17 protein-coding genes are annotated in these 20,382 nt (G+C 54.3%); 5 read left to right on the top strand and 12 right to left on the bottom strand.

The window, feature by feature from the left end; genetic code table 11:
* Window positions 1–22: 22 nt before the first annotated feature.
* The 3 genes from BM123_RS14035 to BM123_RS14045 form a co-directional block, all read right to left on the bottom strand.
* On the bottom strand, window positions 23–979 hold the full coding sequence (locus BM123_RS14035) for an alpha/beta fold hydrolase (RefSeq protein ID WP_090169600.1): 957 nt from the start codon (window positions 977–979) through the stop codon (window positions 23–25).
* A complete protein-coding gene (locus BM123_RS14040) occupies window positions 976–1,554 on the bottom strand; it encodes a TetR/AcrR family transcriptional regulator (protein WP_090169602.1) in 579 nt (192 codons plus the stop codon). The genes BM123_RS14035 and BM123_RS14040 overlap by 4 nt, the downstream gene beginning before the upstream one ends.
* A gap of 292 nt (window positions 1,555–1,846) precedes the next feature.
* Complete coding sequence (locus tag BM123_RS14045) at window positions 1,847–2,584, bottom strand: phenylalanine 4-monooxygenase (RefSeq protein ID WP_090169603.1); 738 nt, start codon at window positions 2,582–2,584, stop codon at window positions 1,847–1,849.
* A gap of 212 nt (window positions 2,585–2,796) precedes the next feature.
* Between BM123_RS14045 and BM123_RS14050 the strand changes: the two genes are divergently transcribed.
* Complete coding sequence (locus BM123_RS14050) at window positions 2,797–6,252, top strand: DUF7133 domain-containing protein (RefSeq protein WP_090169604.1); 3,456 nt, start codon at window positions 2,797–2,799, stop codon at window positions 6,250–6,252.
* Between the two features lie 148 nt (window positions 6,253–6,400).
* Here the strand turns inward: BM123_RS14050 and BM123_RS14055 are convergent, their stop codons facing one another.
* From BM123_RS14055 to BM123_RS14075, 5 genes are all read right to left on the bottom strand, one after another.
* The gene (locus BM123_RS14055) at window positions 6,401–7,297 is read right to left on the bottom strand and encodes a sugar phosphate isomerase/epimerase family protein (RefSeq protein ID WP_245748561.1); all 897 of its coding nucleotides are present in this window, start codon (window positions 7,295–7,297) and stop codon (window positions 6,401–6,403) included.
* Window positions 7,298–7,464: 167 nt separating this feature from the next.
* Window positions 7,465–8,091 (bottom strand): dethiobiotin synthase, encoded by a 627-nt coding sequence (gene bioD / locus BM123_RS14060; RefSeq protein WP_090169607.1) that lies wholly within the window; start codon window positions 8,089–8,091, stop codon window positions 7,465–7,467.
* A gap of 101 nt (window positions 8,092–8,192) precedes the next feature.
* Window positions 8,193–8,573, bottom strand: coding sequence for a four helix bundle protein (locus BM123_RS14065; protein WP_245748562.1), 381 nt, complete (start codon window positions 8,571–8,573; stop codon window positions 8,193–8,195).
* A 144-nt stretch (window positions 8,574–8,717) separates the two neighbouring features.
* Window positions 8,718–9,812 (bottom strand): ferrochelatase, encoded by a 1,095-nt coding sequence (gene hemH / locus BM123_RS14070; RefSeq protein WP_090169609.1) that lies wholly within the window; start codon window positions 9,810–9,812, stop codon window positions 8,718–8,720.
* Window positions 9,813–9,881: 69 nt separating this feature from the next.
* Window positions 9,882–11,357, bottom strand: a complete 1,476-nt coding sequence (locus tag BM123_RS14075; RefSeq protein WP_090169611.1) for an oligosaccharide flippase family protein — start codon at window positions 11,355–11,357, stop codon at window positions 9,882–9,884.
* A gap of 127 nt (window positions 11,358–11,484) precedes the next feature.
* On the opposite strand from BM123_RS14075, the gene aroQ reads away from it, so the two are divergent.
* Both aroQ and BM123_RS14085 read left to right on the top strand, forming a co-directional pair.
* Window positions 11,485–11,907 carry a type II 3-dehydroquinate dehydratase gene (gene aroQ, locus BM123_RS14080; protein WP_090169613.1) on the top strand — a complete coding sequence of 141 codons (423 nt, stop codon included), beginning with the start codon at window positions 11,485–11,487 and terminating at the stop codon, window positions 11,905–11,907.
* A gap of 81 nt (window positions 11,908–11,988) precedes the next feature.
* Window positions 11,989–12,753 (top strand): Bax inhibitor-1/YccA family protein, encoded by a 765-nt coding sequence (locus BM123_RS14085; protein ID WP_090169615.1) that lies wholly within the window; start codon window positions 11,989–11,991, stop codon window positions 12,751–12,753.
* Window positions 12,754–13,087: 334 nt separating this feature from the next.
* Here the strand turns inward: BM123_RS14085 and BM123_RS14090 are convergent, their stop codons facing one another.
* Together BM123_RS14090 and BM123_RS14095 are read right to left on the bottom strand one after the other, a co-directional pair.
* Window positions 13,088–14,146 carry a M20/M25/M40 family metallo-hydrolase gene (locus BM123_RS14090; protein ID WP_090169617.1) on the bottom strand — a complete coding sequence of 353 codons (1,059 nt, stop codon included), beginning with the start codon at window positions 14,144–14,146 and terminating at the stop codon, window positions 13,088–13,090.
* A 21-nt stretch (window positions 14,147–14,167) separates the two neighbouring features.
* Window positions 14,168–14,656: a hypothetical protein gene (locus BM123_RS14095; RefSeq protein WP_090169619.1), complete on the bottom strand. Its 489-nt coding sequence runs from the start codon at window positions 14,654–14,656 to the stop codon at window positions 14,168–14,170.
* 172 nt (window positions 14,657–14,828) lie between these two features.
* Here BM123_RS14095 and BM123_RS14100 point away from each other — a divergent pair, with 172 nt between their 5' ends.
* Together BM123_RS14100 and BM123_RS14105 are read left to right on the top strand one after the other, a co-directional pair.
* The gene (locus BM123_RS14100) at window positions 14,829–16,271 is read left to right on the top strand and encodes a TolC family protein (protein ID WP_090169620.1); all 1,443 of its coding nucleotides are present in this window, start codon (window positions 14,829–14,831) and stop codon (window positions 16,269–16,271) included.
* A gap of 70 nt (window positions 16,272–16,341) precedes the next feature.
* On the top strand, window positions 16,342–17,688 hold the full coding sequence (locus BM123_RS14105; protein ID WP_090169623.1) for an HlyD family secretion protein: 1,347 nt from the start codon (window positions 16,342–16,344) through the stop codon (window positions 17,686–17,688).
* A gap of 71 nt (window positions 17,689–17,759) precedes the next feature.
* Here BM123_RS14105 and BM123_RS14110 read toward each other — a convergent pair whose 3' ends face one another.
* Together BM123_RS14110 and BM123_RS14115 are read right to left on the bottom strand one after the other, a co-directional pair.
* Window positions 17,760–18,518 (bottom strand): DUF4292 domain-containing protein, encoded by a 759-nt coding sequence (locus tag BM123_RS14110; protein WP_090169624.1) that lies wholly within the window; start codon window positions 18,516–18,518, stop codon window positions 17,760–17,762.
* A 108-nt stretch (window positions 18,519–18,626) separates the two neighbouring features.
* Window positions 18,627–20,180 (bottom strand): tetratricopeptide repeat protein, encoded by a 1,554-nt coding sequence (locus BM123_RS14115; RefSeq protein WP_090169626.1) that lies wholly within the window; start codon window positions 20,178–20,180, stop codon window positions 18,627–18,629.
* Between the last annotated feature and the right edge of the window lie 202 nt (window positions 20,181–20,382).

Here is a 20,382-nt window from a genome sequence, read left to right on the forward strand (position 1 = left end):
TTCAATAGCAGATTCTATTATTCTAGCGGTAATAATCGCTCACTCCGCCACTCGCCGCCAGGTCTGCTTCACTGACGATCGCTGGCAGGGGTTCGATATCGCCTTCATTAACCTTTGCTCCTTCCGGCAGGATGCCGTCTAAAAGGAAAGCCAATACTGCCCGGGTGACCCCGGCAGTTCCCAGGTGGTGCCCGGCTCCTTTGGGTGTGTAAACCGCACTTCCTTTCCAGTGGCTGTGATTGCGCAGGGTGTTGCGAAAGGCGACCACCTTGTCTTCCGGATCGTGTACGAGCAGTGCCTTTACCTCCGGTAGCAACGTAGCATTTCTGGCCACGTCGAACTCATCGAGGCTGCGGCCCGTGCGCTGCTCGATGTAGGCCTGCATTTGATCAAAAATAACAGACCGCAGGCCGAGGCTGGCTGCGAAAGTGAGAAAGATCCATTTCACTTCCGAAAAGACTCCCATAACGACCGCACGCCGGGGGCGCAACTCTTTTGGCAGGGTAGTCAACGCTTCCACCAGGCAACCTCCGCCAAAGGAATGGCAAAGCACTAGATCACAGCCGCCGGTTCGTTGCAGGACCGCTACTTCCAGGGCGACGTATCGTGGGTAGTCCAGGCTCCCTTTACCCGCCAGGCCATGGCCGGGCGGATCAAAAGCAACCACCCGGTACCCTGCCTCCGTCAGGGCAGGAACGTAGTGACGCCACCGACCAGCGTTATAGGCCCAGCCATAGGCGCAGAATACGACCGGAGCATCCGCTTTACCCCAGCTGTATACCGGAATAGTAACGCCTTCATGCTTAAAGTCATGCCGGTCCGCCGTTTTCAGGAAAGCCAACTCTTTAGCCCGTACGTTGGGCTTAGGGGGAGCGGTGAACAGGCGAAAGGCCAGTTTGCCCGCCATAGCCGGATTAACGTAAGACAGCGCATTTAGCCCCAGGCCCAGGCTTTTGAATGCCATTGCTTTGATGCTCATTGGGAAGAAGTTGTGATGGGTAAATGAAGGTTCTCCAGACTGCGGTCAATCAGTCGTTCCAGGTGAACCGGGTCTCGGTAGAGCTTGAAGAGTAAGACGCTGCCCTGATAGTCAGCGAAGAGCCGGTAAGCCCGTTCGGTTGCTTCCTCTTCGGAGAAACGCTCCGTTAAAAGGCGCTGCATCGCCGCTAACCACTTTTCGTGAAACTGCCGTAGCTCGGGGGCAAATTCGCCATCTACTCCTGTCTCCAAAATGCTATTGGCAAAGAAGCAGCCACTGCCCTCGTTGAGAAGACAAAGTTCGAAATGCTTCCGCTCAAAAGCTTCGAACCTGGTTTCCAGGTCCTCTTCTCTGTCAACAATCGAGAGCACTTTGCGCTCGTACCAATCAATGGCAAACGCAATCACTGCACGCATTACGCCAGCCTTGCTGCCGAAGTGATGCAGGATACCGGCCTTACCCAGGCCTGCCGCATCCGCCAATTGTTGTAGCGAAGTATGGTGATAGCCATGGCGGTGAAACACCGCCCAGGCAGAACGAAGGATGGCCTCCGGAGTAGTTTTAAGTTTGGGCATATTTTTATTTTACCGATCGGTTGGTCGGTAAAGGTAATAAAAAAATGTGCTCCTGCCCAAATGTTGGGGGGGATAAGTGGTTCTTGAATGTTGTAGGGGTCGCGCTTTGCGCTTTACTCCCCGGACTACGTGGATGGCTTCGCCATACCACTTCGTCCGGGGCTAAGGATGTTTGATCCCTACAGGATCAGGACTACAGAGTGGTCCAACATCCTTCGCTCCGGATGAAGGAAGAGGCGAAGCCTCGACGTAATCCGGGGAAGTCATGACCAAGCGAACTAAGATCCCGAGGCTACTCCATCTCCCAACGCGCCTCCAGCTCATCCACCACTTTCCACAACTCATTAAAGTCCTGGATTGCAAAATACTTATTCTGCACTTCGGTGATAATGAACTCCTGAGCGAGAACTTCGTCGAGAACGAAGGGAACCACTTCAACTTTGGGACTATCGAACACATGGCGGGTTTCGCCGTAGCTGGAGCAAATGCCGGCCCCGTATACCTTCACTTCTCCGTTTTGGCGCATCACGCCAAACTCAATGGTAAACCAGTAGAGGCGCTGGAGTTGGGTTACTTTTTCCTCATCATCTTTAAAGCGAACGCCAAGCTCGCCGAGGCGGCGGGCAAATTCTCCGTATTCATGGTTGAGGTAGAGGGGGATATGCCCGAAGATGTCATGAAACATATCCGGCTCCTCCAGGTAATCGAGCTGCTCCTCACTGCGAAGCCAGGTACTGGAGCAAAAGCGACGATTGGCCAGCAGACTAAAAAATTCGTCAACCGGCAAAAAACCTGGAACTACCTTGATGGACCATCCTTGGGCGGGTAGTAGCCGCCCGTTCAGGTCCGAAAAACGTGGTGGATGGTTAGGGCTGAGGATGGGGTGTAGTGCATCAAGACAGTCCAGGTATTCTTGACAGGCCACTTCGCGAAGCGCCTTCATTTGTCGGTCTGCCAGCTTTTTCCATACGGCATAATCGGCCGGAGTGTAAGCGGCATAATCCTGATCGAGGGGAAGTTTGGCAGTCATAATTGATCTTTTTCTTAGAATAAAGATAGTGCAGCAATTGTTGTCTTGGCAAATAAATTTTCTTTAATGGTTTTTTATTCTGCTTCCACGCGACCTAAAGAAGCCGGTAGCGTAACCAGATACAGCCTGATTGGCTCTAAAGCCTACCGGTCTGCAACTCCCCCTTGCACCTGCGGCCGCGCCTGCTTACCTTGTTTGGTAAACGTAGGATCATGCTAAAGCTTTATAAAATTCTGGTGCCTCTGTGCGCCCTTGCCACCATTCTTTATGCCTGTGCGCCCGAGGAAGTCGTGAATAAATACGAGAATCGTGTGATCGCTATCCATCCGGAAGCCGCGGCCCTTGATGCTGCCCGCATTCGTAAAGAAGCCAATGTGGAAATTGCTGACGGCTTTGACCTGGCCCTCTGGGCAGCTGATTCGCTCGTTCAGGACCCCATTGCCATCAGCGTTGCCCCGGATGGGCGCATTTTTTACACTCAGGCCACCCGGCAAACCAGCTCCGAATTTGACATCCGTGGCCACCAAAACTGGATGACGGCCTCCCTGTCTTTTGAGACCGTTGAAGACCGCCGCAAGTTTTTACGGGAAACTTTTTCCGCCGACAGCGAAGAATCTGAAGCGCACCTGAAAGACCTCAACGGAGATGGTGTGAAGGACTGGAAAGACCTGACGGTCGAGAAAGAAAACATCTGGTTCATTACCGATGAGACGGGCGATGGTGTCGCCGACCGCAGCCAACGTTACCTCGAAGATTTCGGTGAAGAGATCACTGACGTAGCTAACGGCATTGAGTTTCTTAACGGCGAAGTATATGTGAGTGTCGGCCCCGATCTCTGGAAAACCGGAGATGACAACAAGGACGGCATTGCCGACCGCACCGAAAGCCTGAGCCACGGCTATGCTGTCCACGTCGGCTTCAGCGGTCATGGCATGAGCGGCGTCACCGTCGGCCCCCAGGGCCGCATCTGGTGGGGCATCGGGGATATTGGGATGAACGTCGTCGATAAATCCGGCAAGGAGTGGAAGAACCCCAACCGCGGCGTCGTGGTCCGCTGCGACCCCGACGGCAGCAACTTTGAGGTTTTCTCCCACGGTGTGCGCAACACCCATGAGTTCGCCTGGGACAAATATGGCAACCTGATCACGGTCGACAACGACGGAGACCACGCCGGCGAACGCGAACGACTCGTCTACCTCATTGATGGCTCCGACACCGGCTGGCGCATCAACTGGCAGTTCGGCAAATACACCGACCCGAAGAACAATACCTATAAAGTATGGATGGACGAAGAAATGTACAAAACCCGCTATCCGGCACCGGATTCTGAGCAGGCGAAGAATGAGCAGGCCGCCTATTTCCTGCCACCCATCGCGCAGTTCGTCAATGGCCCGACCGGGCTGGTGTATAACCCGGGCACGGCGCTGGCACCTAAATATTACGACCACTTCTTTGTGGCGGAGTTCCGGGGAGCACCGGGCAGATCTCCCATTCATGCTTTTAAGATGCAGCCCGATGGAGCAGGCTTTGCACTGGCCAGCGCTGATACCATCGTCAAGGGTATATTACCTACGGGGCTGGACTTTGGCCCTGACGGAGCCCTTTACTGTGGCGACTGGATCAACGGTTGGGGCACCAAAAACGAAGGTCGTATCTGGAAACTGGATATGGGCGCGGACGCAGGTGCAGAGGTGGCTTTACGAAGCGAGGTGAAGGAGCTACTGGCTGCTGAATTTGACATAATGCCGACTGGAGAGATCATGAATTTACTAGGCCATCAGGATCAGCGCATTCGTCGCAAAGCTCAGTTCTTTTTAGCTTCCATGCCGGACTTAGGTGGCTTTGGCTCGCTTGAGGATGTAGCACAAGACCCACAGGCCAATCAGCTGGCCCGCATCCACGCCCTCTGGGGCATGGCGCAGATGATCCGTCAGGGCAAAGACCGCATCACCGATCTGGAACCCTTCCTCCTGGACGCCGACCCGGAAATCATCGCCCAGGCCGCCCGCCTGGTGGGCGACCTGAAGCACGCTGCTGCCGGAGAGACCCTGATCGGCCTCCTCTCCCACCCCTCCGCCCGGGTGCGCTTCTTTGCTATGGAAGCCCTGGGGCGCACGGAGAACAAGGCCGCCGTTCAGCCCATTCTCGCCATGCTGCGTGAAGATGACGGTAAGGACACCTGGCTCCGCCACGGCGGCATGATCGCCCTGGGCCGCATCGGCGATGCCGGGGCCATGCGTAGCCTTGCTACTGACGCTACCCGCAACATGCGCCTCATCGCCATCGTCGCCCTGCGTCGTATGGAATCTCCTGAGGTAAAAGCCTTCCTTGAAGACGCCGACGAGTACGTCGTCGCCGAAGCCGCCCGCGCCATCACCGATGATTACACGATCCCCGGAGCCATGTCTCCCCTGGCGCAGATGCTGAACAAGCGCGCCTGGACGAGCGAGCCCCTCATCCGCCGCATCATCAACGCCAACCTGACGGTCGGCAATAACCGAACGGTAGACAATCTGGTCACCTACGCCAACAACACCGCTAACCTGACCGATATGCGCGCCGAAGCATTGGCCACTCTCGCACACTGGGCACGTCCTTCTCTTTTTGACCGGGTAGACGGTCGCTACCGCGGCGAGCGGAACAAAAGTGACGACTACGTGCGCCAGCAATTGGGCGAAAGTATCGCCGGGCTGATGGCCGGAGGAGAACCGGCCGTTCGGATGGCGGCCATCCGCGCCGCTGCCGGGCTTAAGATCACCGACGCCACGGAGCAACTCTCCGGGCTGCTGGCTAAAGATCCCTCAGCTGACATTCGTGCAGAAGCGCTCTTTGCCCTCGATGACTTAAAAGCTCCGGAACTGGACAAGCTGATCCGTATGGCGATGGAAGACCGCGACAATAGTGTTCGTTCCCGTGCCCTGTCCCTGCTACCTAAATCAAGTGTCGCTCCCGAAAAAGCCGTTGAGCTCTACGCCGACGTGATTGATAACGGCACGGTGCGGGAAGCCCAGGCTGCCATCACCGGTCTTGGCCAACTGGAAACAGCGGGCGCCAATGCTTACCTCAGCGAGCTGATTGGCCGGATGGCCGACGGTAAACTCCCTGCCGGAGTACACCTCGATCTGATCGAAACCATCGAAACCAAAAACGACGACACTGCCCTGACAGAACAACTCTCCGCCTACGAAGCCGATTTGCTGAAAAAAGACGACCTGGGCCTGTTCGCCTCCGCCCTTGCCGGCGGTAATTCCGGTGCCGGGCGCGGCGTCTTTTACTGGAACTCCAGCGCTCAGTGTACCCGCTGCCACGCCATCTTCGAATATGGCGGTAACGTTGGCCCTAACCTGGCCGGCATTGGCCACCGAATGACGCCGAGGGAAATTCTGACCTCCATCATCCGCCCGAGCGCGGCCCTGGCCGCGGGCCACGAGACGGTGCTTGTCACCCTCAAAGATGAGGAAGTACTCTCCGGTATCGTCCTCGAACGTACACCAGAACACCTGAAGCTGAAGGTCGGTAAGACGGATAGCCGCACCATCGCTCAGGCAGACATTGCTGAAGAAGAGACCTTACCTTCCAGTATGCCCTCCGCCGAAGGCAAAATCTCCCGCCGGGAGATTCGGGATTTGGTAGCGTTTTTGGCAAAAATGAAGGGGGAGGAAGGCTAGGCGTAATCACGTTCAACGTGCGACCGGCCAAAGCGACCTCCGGTCGCGCTACTCTTTTTCAGCGCGACCGGAGGTCGCTTTGGCCGGTCGCCGCCGGAGGCGGCGTTCACCGGAAGGATCCCAGTAGTGAACAAATCAATTAAGTCACCTACAAAAACCGCTGCAACTGCTCCTTGAAAAAGTCGGCACTGTCTTTCGCACTTTGCATCGCATTGTGGGTATAGTTCCCGCCTTGCTCCAGGTAATAATACTCCAGTCCTGACAGCGTCGGGTCGGGTAATACTTCTACGTAATTAATAGAGCCATTGCCCAACTCGGTATAGTCCCGGCTAAGCTTGTGCATGTCTTTGATGTGCCACATGACGAAGCGGCCGGGTTGGCTGGCGATTAGTTCCTTTGGCGTTTGCTTTGCGGAATGCATCACCCAGTACATATCGATTTGCAGTTTAACCAGGTTGGGATCTGTTTCCCGCAGGATGATATCGTAGCCCGTTTGTCCGTCATATTCCACAAACTCAAAATCGTGGTTATGGTAGGCAAAGCCGAGGCCTGCAGCGGAGACTCGTTCTCCGATTCGATTCAGCATCTCGGGCAGGCGCTTGAAAGTCTCCAGACTTCTTTGTTCCGGTGCCATCCAGGGCCAGGTGATGTAAGGCATGCCCAGCGCTTTGGCGCAGTCGATACATTGATCCACGTAGCGATCCAACTCTGCCAGCGGCTTATCCAGGAAAGGGTGAAAGCCAAAATGTCCGCTGGTGGTGGTGATATTCAGATCGTCTAGCACCTTTCGGAAATCTGTCGGAGAATGACCGTAAATTTTATTCGCATCGGCGTCAAAGCCATAGATCTCAAAGTCCTCGTAGCCCATGAGGGTTAACTTCCGGAGGGTATCGATGGGCTCCCGGGCCATGTCTTCCCGGACGGAGAAAAGCTGGTAGCCCATTTTAAATTGGGGTTGATCAGACATAGAACAACCAGAGGTTGGCAACAGAGCAGCGGCAGTTAGCAGGCTGGCGTGGTTGAGAAACTGGCGACGGTCCATCATTTGAAAAGAAGAGGTAGTGTGGACCACAATATGGCGCTTTCCGGCGAATACTCAGTACCCGGTGTAAGCACGTTCAACGTGCGACCGGCCAAAGCGACCTCCGGTCGCGCTACTCTTTTTCAGCACGACCCGAGGTCGCTTTGGCCGGTCGCCGCCGGAGGCGGCGTTCACCGGAGGGCAGCCCGTAATTTCGGGCCGTACTCCGCCGCCACCTGGCTCATGCTCTCCGGGTTAAGAGTCTCCAGCTCGGGCAATTCTACCAGCGGCCAGACGCCGGTCTGCTCTCCGATGATCCGGACCGTCTCCGGGCTATCTCCTCCAGAGTAGATGAGGCCAGCGATGGGAATATTTTTCTCTTTCAGCAGCGCAATGCTCAACAAGGTATGGTTGATGCTACCCAGATAATGGCGGGAGACCAGGATGACGGGCAGGCCCAGCTGAAGGATCAGGTCCGTGATCGTTTCCTGATCGTTGATCGGGACGAGGAGCCCCCCAGCACCTTCCACGATCAAGGGTCGGCCGTTCGTTTCCGGCAGGATAAAATCGGACAGCTTAATCTCTACACCATCAATCGCTGCTGCGTAGTGTGGGCTCGCCGGTGTGCGGAGTGCGTGCCGGATGGGATGAAATCGTTCGGCGTCAGAACCCGTCCAGGCTTTTACCCGATCCGTATCGCCAAAGTTCAGGTCACCCGCCTGAATGGGTTTCCAGTAATCAGCGTCGAGGGCTTTCTGCAGGAAGGCGGCGGTAACGGTTTTGCCGGCGTCGGTGTGGATTCCGGTGAGGAAGAACATGGTAGTGTAGTAATGTAGTTTTGTAGTAATGTAGTTTTGTAGTAGCTACCGCTCAAGGCAGGAAGGATAGGCCACGCATGGGAAGGAAGCAGGTTCTGATTTTATCTGGGCTTTAAAAACTGCTGAGGATTATTATCCATATAAGATAAGAGCCTTCCTACTTCTTCGGATGCGGCCATGTAAGACTCAAAGGTAGCCTCATCAATGTAGCCTTCGTCCAGGGCGAAAAAGAGCCAATTTTGGGTTTCATAATTTTCGCCCATGGAGTCGGTGAGCTTGGCCGTGAAGTGCTTGGGATACCGACGCTTTGCATAAGCTTCCGCCAGGTTAGAACATACGGAACGCGAAGATCGTCTTACCTGATCCGTCAGACTATATCTTTCTTCTTTGGGAAATTTTGCCCGAGCCAGTCGGGAAATAGAGGTAGCCAGCTTAAATCCTTTTTTCCAGGCCATCCAGGTAGTAAATGTAGAACGTGACATAAAGGGCTGTTTTTAATGAGTGCCCCAAAGGTCAACATCGCGTTAGCCATTAGCCGTTTTTTAAACGAATACTTACGTTTATAAACGTTTAAATACGGATAAGTAATGGTCTCCAAAGTGCGGCAGCCACTACACTACTACCCCCTACAAAACTACATTACTCCCCACTTCCTCCCGCAACATCTCCACCACCGCCGCAATCCAACGTGGGTCTCCGTTCAGGGAAGGCACGAGCTGAATGTGCTCACCGCCCCACTCTTCGAACTCTTCCTGGTATTCCAGGCCGATTTCGATGGTGGTCTCCAGGCAGTCAGCGACGAAAGCCGGGCTGAAGCAGAGTAGTTTCTTCGCGCCCTTATTCTTGGCGAGGTCTTCGAGCACGTCGATGGTGTAGGGCTTGGCCCAGTCATCAAAGCCGAGACGGGATTGGAAGGAGGTTGTGTAGCTTCCTTCGGAGAGACCAAGCTCCGCGACGATGGCGCGGGTAGTGGCATGGCACTGAGCGCTGTAGCAAAACTGGTTCACGCGGCTGATGGAGCTACAGCAGGCGTTAGTACCGTCAGCATAACAATGGCAACCGCTACGGTCCCCTTTTTTGAGCTGCCGCTGCGGCAAACCGTGGTAGCTGAAGATGATGTGATCCCACTGGTCCATCGGACCAAGATCACGGGCATTGTCAGCAAAGACCCTGATCAGATCGGGGTGCTCGTAGTAACTGTTAACCATGTTGACGTTCGGGATGATCTGCTCCTTACTCAGCAGTCGCATGACCTCCTGGTGTACACTACCGGTGGTGGCACTGGCATACTGCGGGAAGAGCGGAAAGATCGTGATGGAACTCACTTCTGCGTCCATCAACTCCTTCAGTGCGTCAGCAATACTGGGGTTTTGGTAGCGCATGGCGAGACGAACGATAAAGTCGTCGCCCATTTCTTTGGCGACGGCTTCGGTGAGTATTTCGCCGTAATATTTCAGCGGGCTTCCGTTTTCCGTCCACAATTCCTGGTAGAGTTTGGTAGAACCACCGGGTTTGAACGGATTAACGATGCCGGAGCGAATGGGCGCAATGATGCCGCGCACCAGCAGTTGCTGAGCGGGGCCGGGCAGGTTGTCAATTACCCTTGGGTCGGTGAGAAACTCCCCGAGATAGCGATTAACGGCCCTTGGCGTTGGCTCATCGGGCGTCCCCAGATTAACGAGTAATATCCCTTGTTTACCGAAGTGTTTTTGAACGTGCATGACGGAATAACGAATTTGGGGTCCATTGGTTTTTCGCTTCGGTGGTTCTTTAGCCTTCCCCTGCTTTTTTTACCCTTTGCTGGCACCTGCGTCCGCGCCCCTTGCTGCGCCTGCTGAAGTGCCCAAGTCCTGCAATTGTCGCCAGTCGATCAGGCCGGACAGCGATGCTCCTCCCAGCCCCAGCACGCCAAGCAACAAGCAGGCCGGGAGCCAGGGCAAAGGAGCGAAGTGGTAGAAGGCGAGGCCGCAGGATGCAAAGATGGTTGCAAAAAGCAGTGTCTTCCACCAGGCAATGGTGCCAGCCGGAATGTTCAGCCACCGGTGCGCCAGCACCGCCTGGGTCACCGCAATGAAGCTTTGCGTCAGCAACGTTATCGCCGCCGCCCCCGGAGCGCCGTAGATCGGCAGCACCAGCCAGTTGCCCCCCAGATTAAGCACGATGCCCAGCGCATATATCTTGTTCATCCGCCCGATGAAGCCCCTTGCGCTGAGCAGGGAGCCATAGGCATAGTTGAGGCACTGCGCTACGAAGCTGCAAGCCAGAAATAATAGGATCAGTCCCGTCCTGCTTTCCGCAAAATCGTAGAGTAAGTCCACTATCGGCTGGCTGTAGAACGCCAGGGGAACGGCGGCGCAGACCGAACCCGCCAGCAATAATTGCACACTGAATTTCAGTAGCGGTTTCTCATCCTTCCCTTCCGCCTGCAGCCGGGCGTACATCGGGATGAGCAAGCCCGCCAGCAGCCAACCGACCATGTTCAGTGCATCGAGTAAGCGGTATGCTGCAGCGTAGTGGCTGGCGGCTTCTGCCCCGTCTACCAACAGACGTTCAATCATGATGGCATCCGTGCGGGTGTAGGCCGTAGCCAGAAAGACGGCCAGGGCGAAGGGAGCTCCGCCCCGCAGTAGTTTACCGAAGGTGGCCCGGTCAAAACGCGGTAATTTCCGTGGCAGCCGGTCTCGAATCGCCACAACCAACAACACCGCCGTGACTCCCCAACTCGCCAATTGCAAGCCTGCAAAGCGGGTAATGGTCAGCTCCTCCGGTGCGAAAAGCAGAAGTCCGCCTACGGAGAGAATCATCAGGCTCTTGTCCATAATACTGAACCAGCCATCCAGTGCGTATTTCCCTAGCCCCGACAAGTTGGAACGTAAATAAAGCACCACACTATTGAAGAACTGTACCGCTCCGGCAATCAGTAAGAGATATATTTCAGCTCCCCGATAGCCCAGCCACCATCCTACCGGCAGCAGGACGAGAAAAAAGGCTGCTCCCAATATTATTTTCAGGCCGATGAAATAAGGGAAGTACTGAGCTAACTGCTCCCGGTCTCCGCTGAGCTCCCGGCTATTGTAAAGCTGCAAACCGAAATCCGCTACTACCTGCAGCAACATTCCCAGGCCCAACAGGGCGAAGTAGAGCCCATAATCTCCTTCCGGCAGCAGGTTTTGCACCATCCGCTCCACCCCGAAGAGGTAGACGCCTTTGACCAGTAAGTTGAGACTTACCTGAAAGATGGCATTGCGAAAGAAGGAGCTTACCACTTTGAGTTCGTTGATGTTTTGGTTCGTCGGTATTTGGGTTCCGCTATTAATTTAGGTGAAGAAGCCCGTACCTTGTGTGGAGATAAAGGTAGCTCAAGCCAACAGACCATAATACCAACGAACCAATATGCTCCGCATTTTAATCATCAACGGCCCCAACCTTAATCTCCTCGGCCGACGCGAGCCGGAAATTTACGGGGAAGACACCTTCGAGGACTTCATGATCCACCTCCGGGGAAAATACATTGATTCAGATGTAGACCTGACTTACTTTCAGAGTAATCATGAAGGGCATATTCTGGACAAATTACACGAAGTGGGCTTTAGCTATGACGGCATTGTCCTGAATGCCGGCGCACTCACGCATACGAGTATTGCCATCGCTGACGCCATCGCCGGCATTGAAACGCCCGTCATTGAGGTACACATCAGCAATGTGCACAAACGGGAGACTTTCCGCCATCACAGCTATGTTTCACCCGTGGCGGAAGGTATCATTGTAGGCTTCGGCCTGCGGGGCTATGAGTTGGCGGTGGATTATTTCCTCTAGTCAGAAGACGGCCTATCAAAAGCCAAACTCAACGACTTTCCATTTCAAACGTTTTCTTTACACAACAACAAAATCCTATCCATGGCTTTCTTTGATCGATTCACTAAATCGAGCAACCCGCTCCTCAAAGAGGAGGCTATTGCTAAAACAAATACCCTTGACGGTGGTATTACTCAGCGCGCTGAGACTGACCCCATGACCGTCAGTGGTGCCGTCAACAAATCTCTGATCATGGGCGCACTGCTCCTGATCACCTCCCTTTACTCCTTCGCTAACCCCAGCCCACTCTTCCTTTGGGGTGGAGCTATCGGTGGTCTGGTCCTGGTGTTGGTGATGTCCTTCAAGCGCCACCTCTCTCCTACCCTGGCTCCGATTTATGCGCTGCTGGAAGGCCTTTTCGTCGGCTCGGTTACTGCTATGTATGCCGCCGGGTTCGGTGCGGGCATCGTTTTTCAGGCGGTGCTGCTCACGATGGCCTTGCTGTTCATGATGCTCTTCGTTTACAAGGCTGGCCTGATTAAGGTCACCCAGAAGTTCCGTACCGGAATTCTGATGGCTACGGGTGGCATTTTCCTGGTTTACCTGATCAATATCGGCCTTAGTTTCTTCGGCATCAACATGCCCTTCCTCCACGAAGGTGGAATGATTGGTATCGGCATCAGCCTTTTCATCATCGGCATTGCCACCCTGAATTTACTGCTGGACTTCGATTCTTTTGAACGAGCGGCCGCTATGCGCGCGCCCAAGTACATGGAATGGTTCTGTGCCATGGGCCTTATCGTCACACTGGTCTGGCTTTATATTGAGGTACTGCGTTTACTCGCTATCTTGAGTAGCAGTGACTAAAACCCGAAGCGTTTCGTAGCGCAGCCCCGGCTTTGGCTGGTGGCAAAATAAAGAAAGGGGAAAACGGATACTGTCCGTTTTCCCCTTTTTCGTAAACAGCCTTGAAAGCAATTACTAGTGAGAATAAAGTGAGGCTGTAGAATCTTTCATCATCAAAACTATCAGGGTAACGGTGGGAAATAAGGATGCGCTGCCTGAGGAGAGAAAAAAATGTCTGATGATCTTGTTGACTGGTAGGCTACCGCGTGTGGGAGACGGGGGAGGCGAATGTTATACCCCCCAACATTGCCGCCTGTCAAACCTACAAAGTGCGGTAGTCTACCAGACAACGAGACTACAAGACTACTCCGTACGCTTCCCGCAATAAAGCCACGTACATTTTCCTGGCGGCTTCGATCTCTTCCACAAAGATGAACTCATCAGCTGTATGGCTACGGGCGCTGTCTCCGGGGCCAAGTTTGAGCGTCGGGAACGGCATCAGGGCCTGATCGGAGAGCGTTGGTGATCCATAAGCAGATGCGCCTGGGCGTACTTTTAGTCCGGCTTTCACAAGAGGGTGCGTTTTTTCTATTCCGCTTGATTGCAGCCTGAGGCTACGCGGCTTCAGCTCCGAGTGCTGACAGGCTGCCTGCAACTCTGCCACTGCCTCTTCATTGCGGTAGGCTTCGTTGACGCGCAGGTCGATCAAAAAGGTCGCCCGATCGGGCACTACGTTGTGCTGGGTTCCGGAATTAAGCACGGTAACGTTGGCAGAAGTTGGCCCCAACAAATCACTTGGCCGGCTAAACGAGTGGCGTCGAATCGCTGCAATATCATCAAGAGCCAGGTATAGCGCGTTGACGCCTTCCTTGCGGGCGGCATGCCCGCTGACTCCTTTAGCCTCTCCGTCAATAACAACCAGGCCGCGTTCCGCAATGGCCAGGTCCAGTAAGGTGGGTTCCCCTACAATGCCGGCATCGATGGCTCCCAAAAGCGGTAGTAGAGCGGCAATGCCGTTGGGGCCACTAATTTCTTCTTCTGCGGTCGCAGCCAGTAGTAAGTTACAGTTCAGGTTGTCCTCATTCTCCAGCTCAACAAAAGTGGAGATCAGCGAGACAAGCGCGCCGCCAGCATCATTACTCCCTAATCCAAAAAGCTTACCGTCTTCAATATCTGGTCGGTGAGGATCCCGGGTATAGCCGGCAGCAGCTTTTACCGTATCGTGGTGGCTGTTAAGCAAAATGACCGGCCGGCCCTCCTGCCAGTTACGGGAGCGGAGCCAGACATTATTCAGGTGACGGTTCGGACGCAGTCCTTGTTCTTTAAGAAAAGCCTCAATGAGGTCAGCCGTCCCCTCCTCCTGTCTGGAAAGCGAAGGAGTGGCAATTAGCGATTGGAGAAGCTCCAGATACATAGTAGAGATGGGTTCAGTGGATTACCCTTTGGTTTGCGCTTGCAGAATAGCCATCAGTTCTTCTTGTTTGCCATCGTGCGTGATCAGGTAAATCGGCAGAAAAATCTGGCTGCCACCCTTAACTTTCAGAACAAGGTCCCGGACATTGGGCCGTTCTATTCCGGTAATATCTTCCAGTAATAGTTCCTGCTCTCCTTCCTTCTGGTCCAGTTTCCAGACAAGGTGCTTATCGCTGACACGCACGTACCGATCCAAATCGCCCCGGCTGGCATGATCTGCCCGGTAACCGGCGTAAGCCATCAATAATCCTCCCAGTAAATAAATCACACCTAAGCCAAGGTGCCACCAGCTATGTTCTTCGTCACTGGCGTGCCAATCGGTAAAAAACAAGAAAAACTGTTGCCCCGCTGCCAGTAGCAGCAGAAAGGCTCCAGCAAAGAGGACGAAGTGAAACCAGCGGTCTTTATTGTCCGCATGGTGTTCAGAATGGTAAGTGTAACGGAGTTTCATCGGGGCTAAGGTAGTGGATACTTACGTCATGTCTGCAAGACAGCACTTAAGGACAATGATCAGATTTCCGCTAAGACTGCTGCCATTCATCCAAAATTAGCCGCCGTTCATAGATAAAATTTCTCCTACCCCTTTCGCGTGGTAGCTTTGCCGACCATAGAATCCATGCTACATGCGGAACACTACTTTATTTACCTTACTCTTCTTGTTTTCTTTTGGCCTCTCGGCTCAGTCTGCCAATGGCAACTGGACCCTGGAGCGCGCCGTAGAGTATGCGCTGACCAATAACCTGCAGGTTAAGCGGTTGAATAATTTTGAGGAAATTGCCCGTATCCAGCGGCAACAAGCCCAAAATGGTCGGCTCCCAACCCTCAGTGGTTCCACCAACGTTGGTGCTCAGTTAGGTCGGACGATTGACCCGACGACCAACACTTTTGATCAGCAAACCATCGGTTTTCAGGGCTACAACCTAAATGTGGGGGTAACGCTTTACAATGGTGGTCAAATCAAAAACGGTCTCCGGCAGGCAGAATTAGATCTTGCCGCAGCGGAGGTTGACACAAAAGTCACGGCCAACAATATTGGCCTCCAGGTTGCCAATAGCTACCTGACCATCGTACTGCTCAAAGAGCAACTCACCAATTCCCGTGCCCAACTACAACTGACGAATGATCAGCTGAAAAACACCGACGCTCTCATCAAAGCCGGAGCTTTACCCGCCGCCCAGCGCTTTGACCTGGTGGCGCAGCAGGCCGCGAATCAACGAGCCATCATTGATCTCGAGAATCAGCTAAATAATGCCAACCTCGCCCTCAAGATTTTATTGGAGTTGGATTTCGACCAGGAATTTAACGTTACTACTCCTGAGTTAAACCCGACGGAAGCCCAGCTTTTCGAGAATTACGACGTGAACGAAGTCTACCTCTCGGCCCGGGGCATACAGCCAACGGTAATGGCAGCAGAGCTGAGGAAGGAATCCTCAGAAGTAGGCATTGAACTGGCGGAAGCCGGATTACGCCCAACGGTAAGCCTCTTCGGTAGCCTGAGCACCAACTATTCCACCGCTGCCAAAGAATTTGACCGGAGCAACGAAATGGAAATTACCATCCCCGTCCCGAACCTTTTACTGGACAACATGCCCGGCAGAATTTCAACCATCACAACAGTGGGAGGAACCCTCAACGACATCGGCTATTTCGACCAGTTAAACCGCAACTTCGGCCAGTCTGTTGGCATGAGCCTCAATGTCCCCATTTATAGCCAGGGCCGCAACAAGCTGAATATCCAACGGGCGCAAGTACAGAAGCTAAACGCTCAACTCGACATTGAGCAGGCAGAGAACAATCTCCGTAATGATGTAGAACTCGCGCTGGCTAACCTACGCGGGGCTCAGGAAAGTTACCGCGCGGCTAAAATCAGTCAGGACGCTGCCCAGGCAGCCTATGACAACGTCCAGCGCAGCTTCAAAGCAGGAGCGGCTAACAGCCTGGATCTCGTTACGGCCACGAACCGGCTCGATCAGGCGAAAACAGAATTCACCCGCAGCAAATACCAGCTTATTTTCAACCGGCAGGTTATTCGCTTCTATCTGGGTCAGGGGTTCACCCTGGAGTAAAACCAGACACACCATTAACGGACTTCGGTCTGCTTTTTGAACAGTATCACACACTAACAGTCTAATCAACATGGCTCGCAAAATTATTATCGGCATCGTTCTTCTCATTGTCCTGGGTACCATCGTAACGATGGTGCTGAACAGCAATAAAGAAACGGGCACCCGGGTCTTCACCTCTGAAGCCAAAGAAAGGACCATTCAGGAAATTGTCTCCGCCAGCGGCAAGATATTCCCCCAAACGGAAGTCAAGATCAGTTCTGATGTCTCCGGCGAGGTAGTGGAGCTTTACGTCGAAGAAGGAGACAGCGTAAAAGCCGGTCAACTATTGGCTAAAATCGACGCAGACGCCTACCAAAGCCAGGTGGCCCGCGCCGCAGCCAACGTCAACAGCAGCAAAGCACAGCTGGCCAATGCCCGCGCCCAGATCAATAGTCTGGAAGCTCAGAAAACCCAGATCGAGGCTCAATTGGCTAATGCACGGGAAATTTACAATCGTAATAAAGCACTCGCCGCTGATGGCGTAGTTAGCCAGGCAGACCTCGAAGCCAGCTCTGCTTCCCTCCGTGGCCTGGAAGCTAATCTTAAGGCTGCAGACAGTAACATCCAGGGAGCCAAAGAAAGTGCCCGGGCTGCTCAGTACGGCGTAGAATCTTCTGAGGCGACCCTTTCTGAGTTCCGGACGAGCCTCCGGCGAACGACCATCTACGCCCCCATGAGCGGTGTCGTGTCTTTGCTCAACGTAGAACAAGGCGAACGCGTAGTGGGTACCATCCAGATGGCGGGTACGGAACTCATGCGTATTGCTAACCTCAACGCCATGGAAGTGCGCGTAGAAGTGAGCGAAAACGACGTTCCTTCCGTAAAAATCGGCCAGACGGCTGAAGTTGAAGTAGACGCCTACCTTAACCGCAAGTTCAAGGGCAATGTAACCCAGATTGCAAACTCCAGCACGACGGCTGGCCTGGCGGACAACGTCCTCAACAGTGATCAGGTCACGAACTTTGAAGTTCGCATCAGCATCGACCCCGCCAGTTATGCCGACCTCGTAAAAGGCGGCAACCTTTACCCCTTCCGCCCGGGCATGTCTGCGGGCGTAGACATTCTCACCAGCAACTCCGGAGGAGTAATCAGTATCCCCATCGAGGCCGTCACTACCCGCGAAAAAGAACAGGATGATGATGCCGTTGGCATTGACGAACTGGAAGAAGTGGTCTTCGTCGTTCGGGCTGACACCGTCGACAAAGTCGTCGTTACTACCGGATTACAGGATGCTTCCGTCATTGAGGTCAAGAGTGGCCTTGAAGCCGGAGACGCCGTTGTTGCCGGCCCCTACACTGCCGTTAGCCGTAACCTGAAGGAAGGAGAAAAGGTAATCGTGAAGGAGAAGGATAAGTTTTATGATGATGACAACAACTAGGTTTGGTTTGTACCGCCGACTTCAGTCGGCGAATTACTCTATTCCGCCGACTGAAGTCGGCGGTACAAACCCTACCGCCGCTGAAAAGGCATCGCCAATGGCCCGCTAAATGACAAGCGGGTAAACTCCAGATCCAGCGTCGCCTTGCCCGTTTCTTCTGTGTCAATCACGACGGTACGCTGGTGGGCAAAATCATTATCTCCCTGCCCTTCGATCCGGCGAAAATCGGCGTTATTGATGACCAGTTTACGATCCTGGGCCAGTTCGGTCAGGTCCATTCCTAATAGCTTGTAGCCACGGGCGTCTACGGTGTGCTTTGTGGCAAAACGCTTATCGCGGCCATTCAGAATAAAGTTCTCTCCAACGGTTTCCAGCTCCAGGTCGCGGCTAAAGAAAACGGCGTTGCCCATCACCATTTCCTGCAGGAGATCAAAGCGGGCGGGGATCTTGTATTTACGCTCGATGTAGCTGAGCGGCTCAGCGGTATAGTCTCCGTTCAGGCGGTTGATCACAAAGAAGGAATCGGGGCGAATGAGGGCTCTTGCCCCTTCGAAACCAAATTTTTTCACGCTCATCCAGATGGCCTTATCCTGCTCTACGCGGATGGTAGCCGTGCCACCAATGTTCATCTTGGGGCTCTTGACGTCAACCTTAGCGCGACCCTCAAAATATTGGGAAGCGAAGCGACTGTCTTCCAGCTCCTTCATCACCTGGCTGGCCTTGCTGGTGGCGGAGAGTCCGTCCCGGCCATCACGCCCGTCAAGGGCCTTTTTAGTACAGCTGGCAGCAAAAAAAAGAGTAAAAGCGGCTAGAGATAGGAGTAAACGCATGGAAGTTTGTTTTGATCAATGCGGGTAGCCGGCCTTCCATTGATTCGGAAAGAGGCGGCGCGGACGCAGGTGCAAAGTACTGGATTAAAAAGCAATGGAGATCCGGGTCTAACTCCGCACCTTCGATATTTTCGCGGAGAGCTTCGCCGACTTACTACCCGCTGACTTAGCGCGGGCGTAGGTTTTGGCAGCGGCGGCCTTGTCTCCGCCAGCGGCCTGGGCATCGCCCAGGAGTTCCAGGAAGAGGGCATTCGTATTACCGGGCCGGTCGTAAGCCAGCAATGCGGCAGCTTTATCAGCGTTTGCCCACAGGAAGCCCAGCGGGCCGGCAGCTCCGCCCGGCAGTTTAGCCAGGTCCAGCCCCGCTGAAGTGTTCCCTTCCGCAAAGCCGGCGAAGGCCTCCGCTAATACCTCCATGGCTGCGGCAGCCTCCGGCTGCCCGCTCACCATCAGGCTCGCCTGGCTAAGTAAAGAATTCGCTTCGTCAAAATCAGCCCGCAGCGCTTCCCCGATGGCGTAATGCACGTATACGGCCGGGCGGTTGGGGTATACATCCAGTGCGTCCTCCGCATATTTGCGCAGTTCACTGATCTGATTATCCAGGTACAGCGTGGCCAGCAGCTGTTCCCAGACGGGGTATACGGTATCGTCTAACTCAATGGTCGCGATGTAGGCTTCGGCGGCTTTGTCCAGCTGCCCCGTATGGAAATACAGGTCTCCCTCGATGGCGGCGGCCTTTGCCTCGTCCGGGTGTACCCGGCGGAGTTCAGCCGCCAGGCGCATGGCTCGTTGTCCCAGCATTGCATCCTGCGTGCTCGCCACCTGCTGCACCAGGGGAAGCAACTTACCGACCTTCAGGTCGATGTCTACGTCCGCCCGGCCCAGCAAGGCCAGCAGTTTATCGTCGTCCGCTGCAGCAGCGGGCTTATTGCCCACCTCTTGCATGGCCAGTTGAGCGCGCACGTCAGCGGGTTGAATGCTCAGAATTTCCTGATAGGTCTTTCTTGCCTTTCCGGCATCGCCCTGGCTTTGGTAATAGCCCGCCAGCAAATGACGGTGCGCCAGGTTGTCGGGCTGGGCAGCCACCAGTGCCGTCAGCTCTTTCTCCGCCCGCTTTTGATCGCCCTGCCCAAGATAGAGCGCGTGCTTCCGCCGGGCCAGTTCGGCGTTTACCCCGATTCGGTCTTCCAGTTGGTTGTAGCTGGCGATGGCTCCTCTAATATCCTGTGCCCGCACCAGAAAGGCTGCGCGCTCCAGGTAAAAATCTTCCCGTGCCGGGTTTTTCTTAATCAGACCCGCAAAAAGCGCCGCGCCTTCCCGGTGCTGACCACTGGCTTGATACAACTCCGCCAGAAAAGCCGCGTAGACCTCGTTGGGGCGAGTAGCATAAGCCTTACGCAGGTGATTAATGGCATCGTTGGTATTTCCCTCTCCGTATTGCAATCGACCGAGCTCAAACTGGATAGCATCGTTATCCGGCTCCATCTCCGCCAATTCTTTGAACAGGCCGATCGCTTCGGTGGTCTTGCCCAGCAGCGCTTCCCGTTTGGCTTCAATGAAGCTACCTTCATTTTTTAGCCCGGCGGGAGTCTGGCTTTTGGTCATTTGAGCCAATAGCAGGCTCGAAAAAAGGGTAAAACAGAGTAGTAGTACGTTACGCATCGGCGAACGGGGATTGATGAACACCAATAGATAACGCACAGCTTCGCCCGTCGTTGCGTTGACGGGGGGATAATCCTTCGCCTTGTGATTTTGATAACGTCTCAGCCGGAGGGCTGAAAGTCAAAATAGTCAGATAAGACAGGCAGAAAGTCGGGTAGCCACAAACGGAGCGAGTCTGTCCCCGCGGCTGCTACTATCGGGC

The organism is Neolewinella agarilytica (assembly GCF_900110645.1).
Taxonomy (GTDB): Bacteria; Bacteroidota; Bacteroidia; order Chitinophagales; family Saprospiraceae; genus Neolewinella; species Neolewinella agarilytica.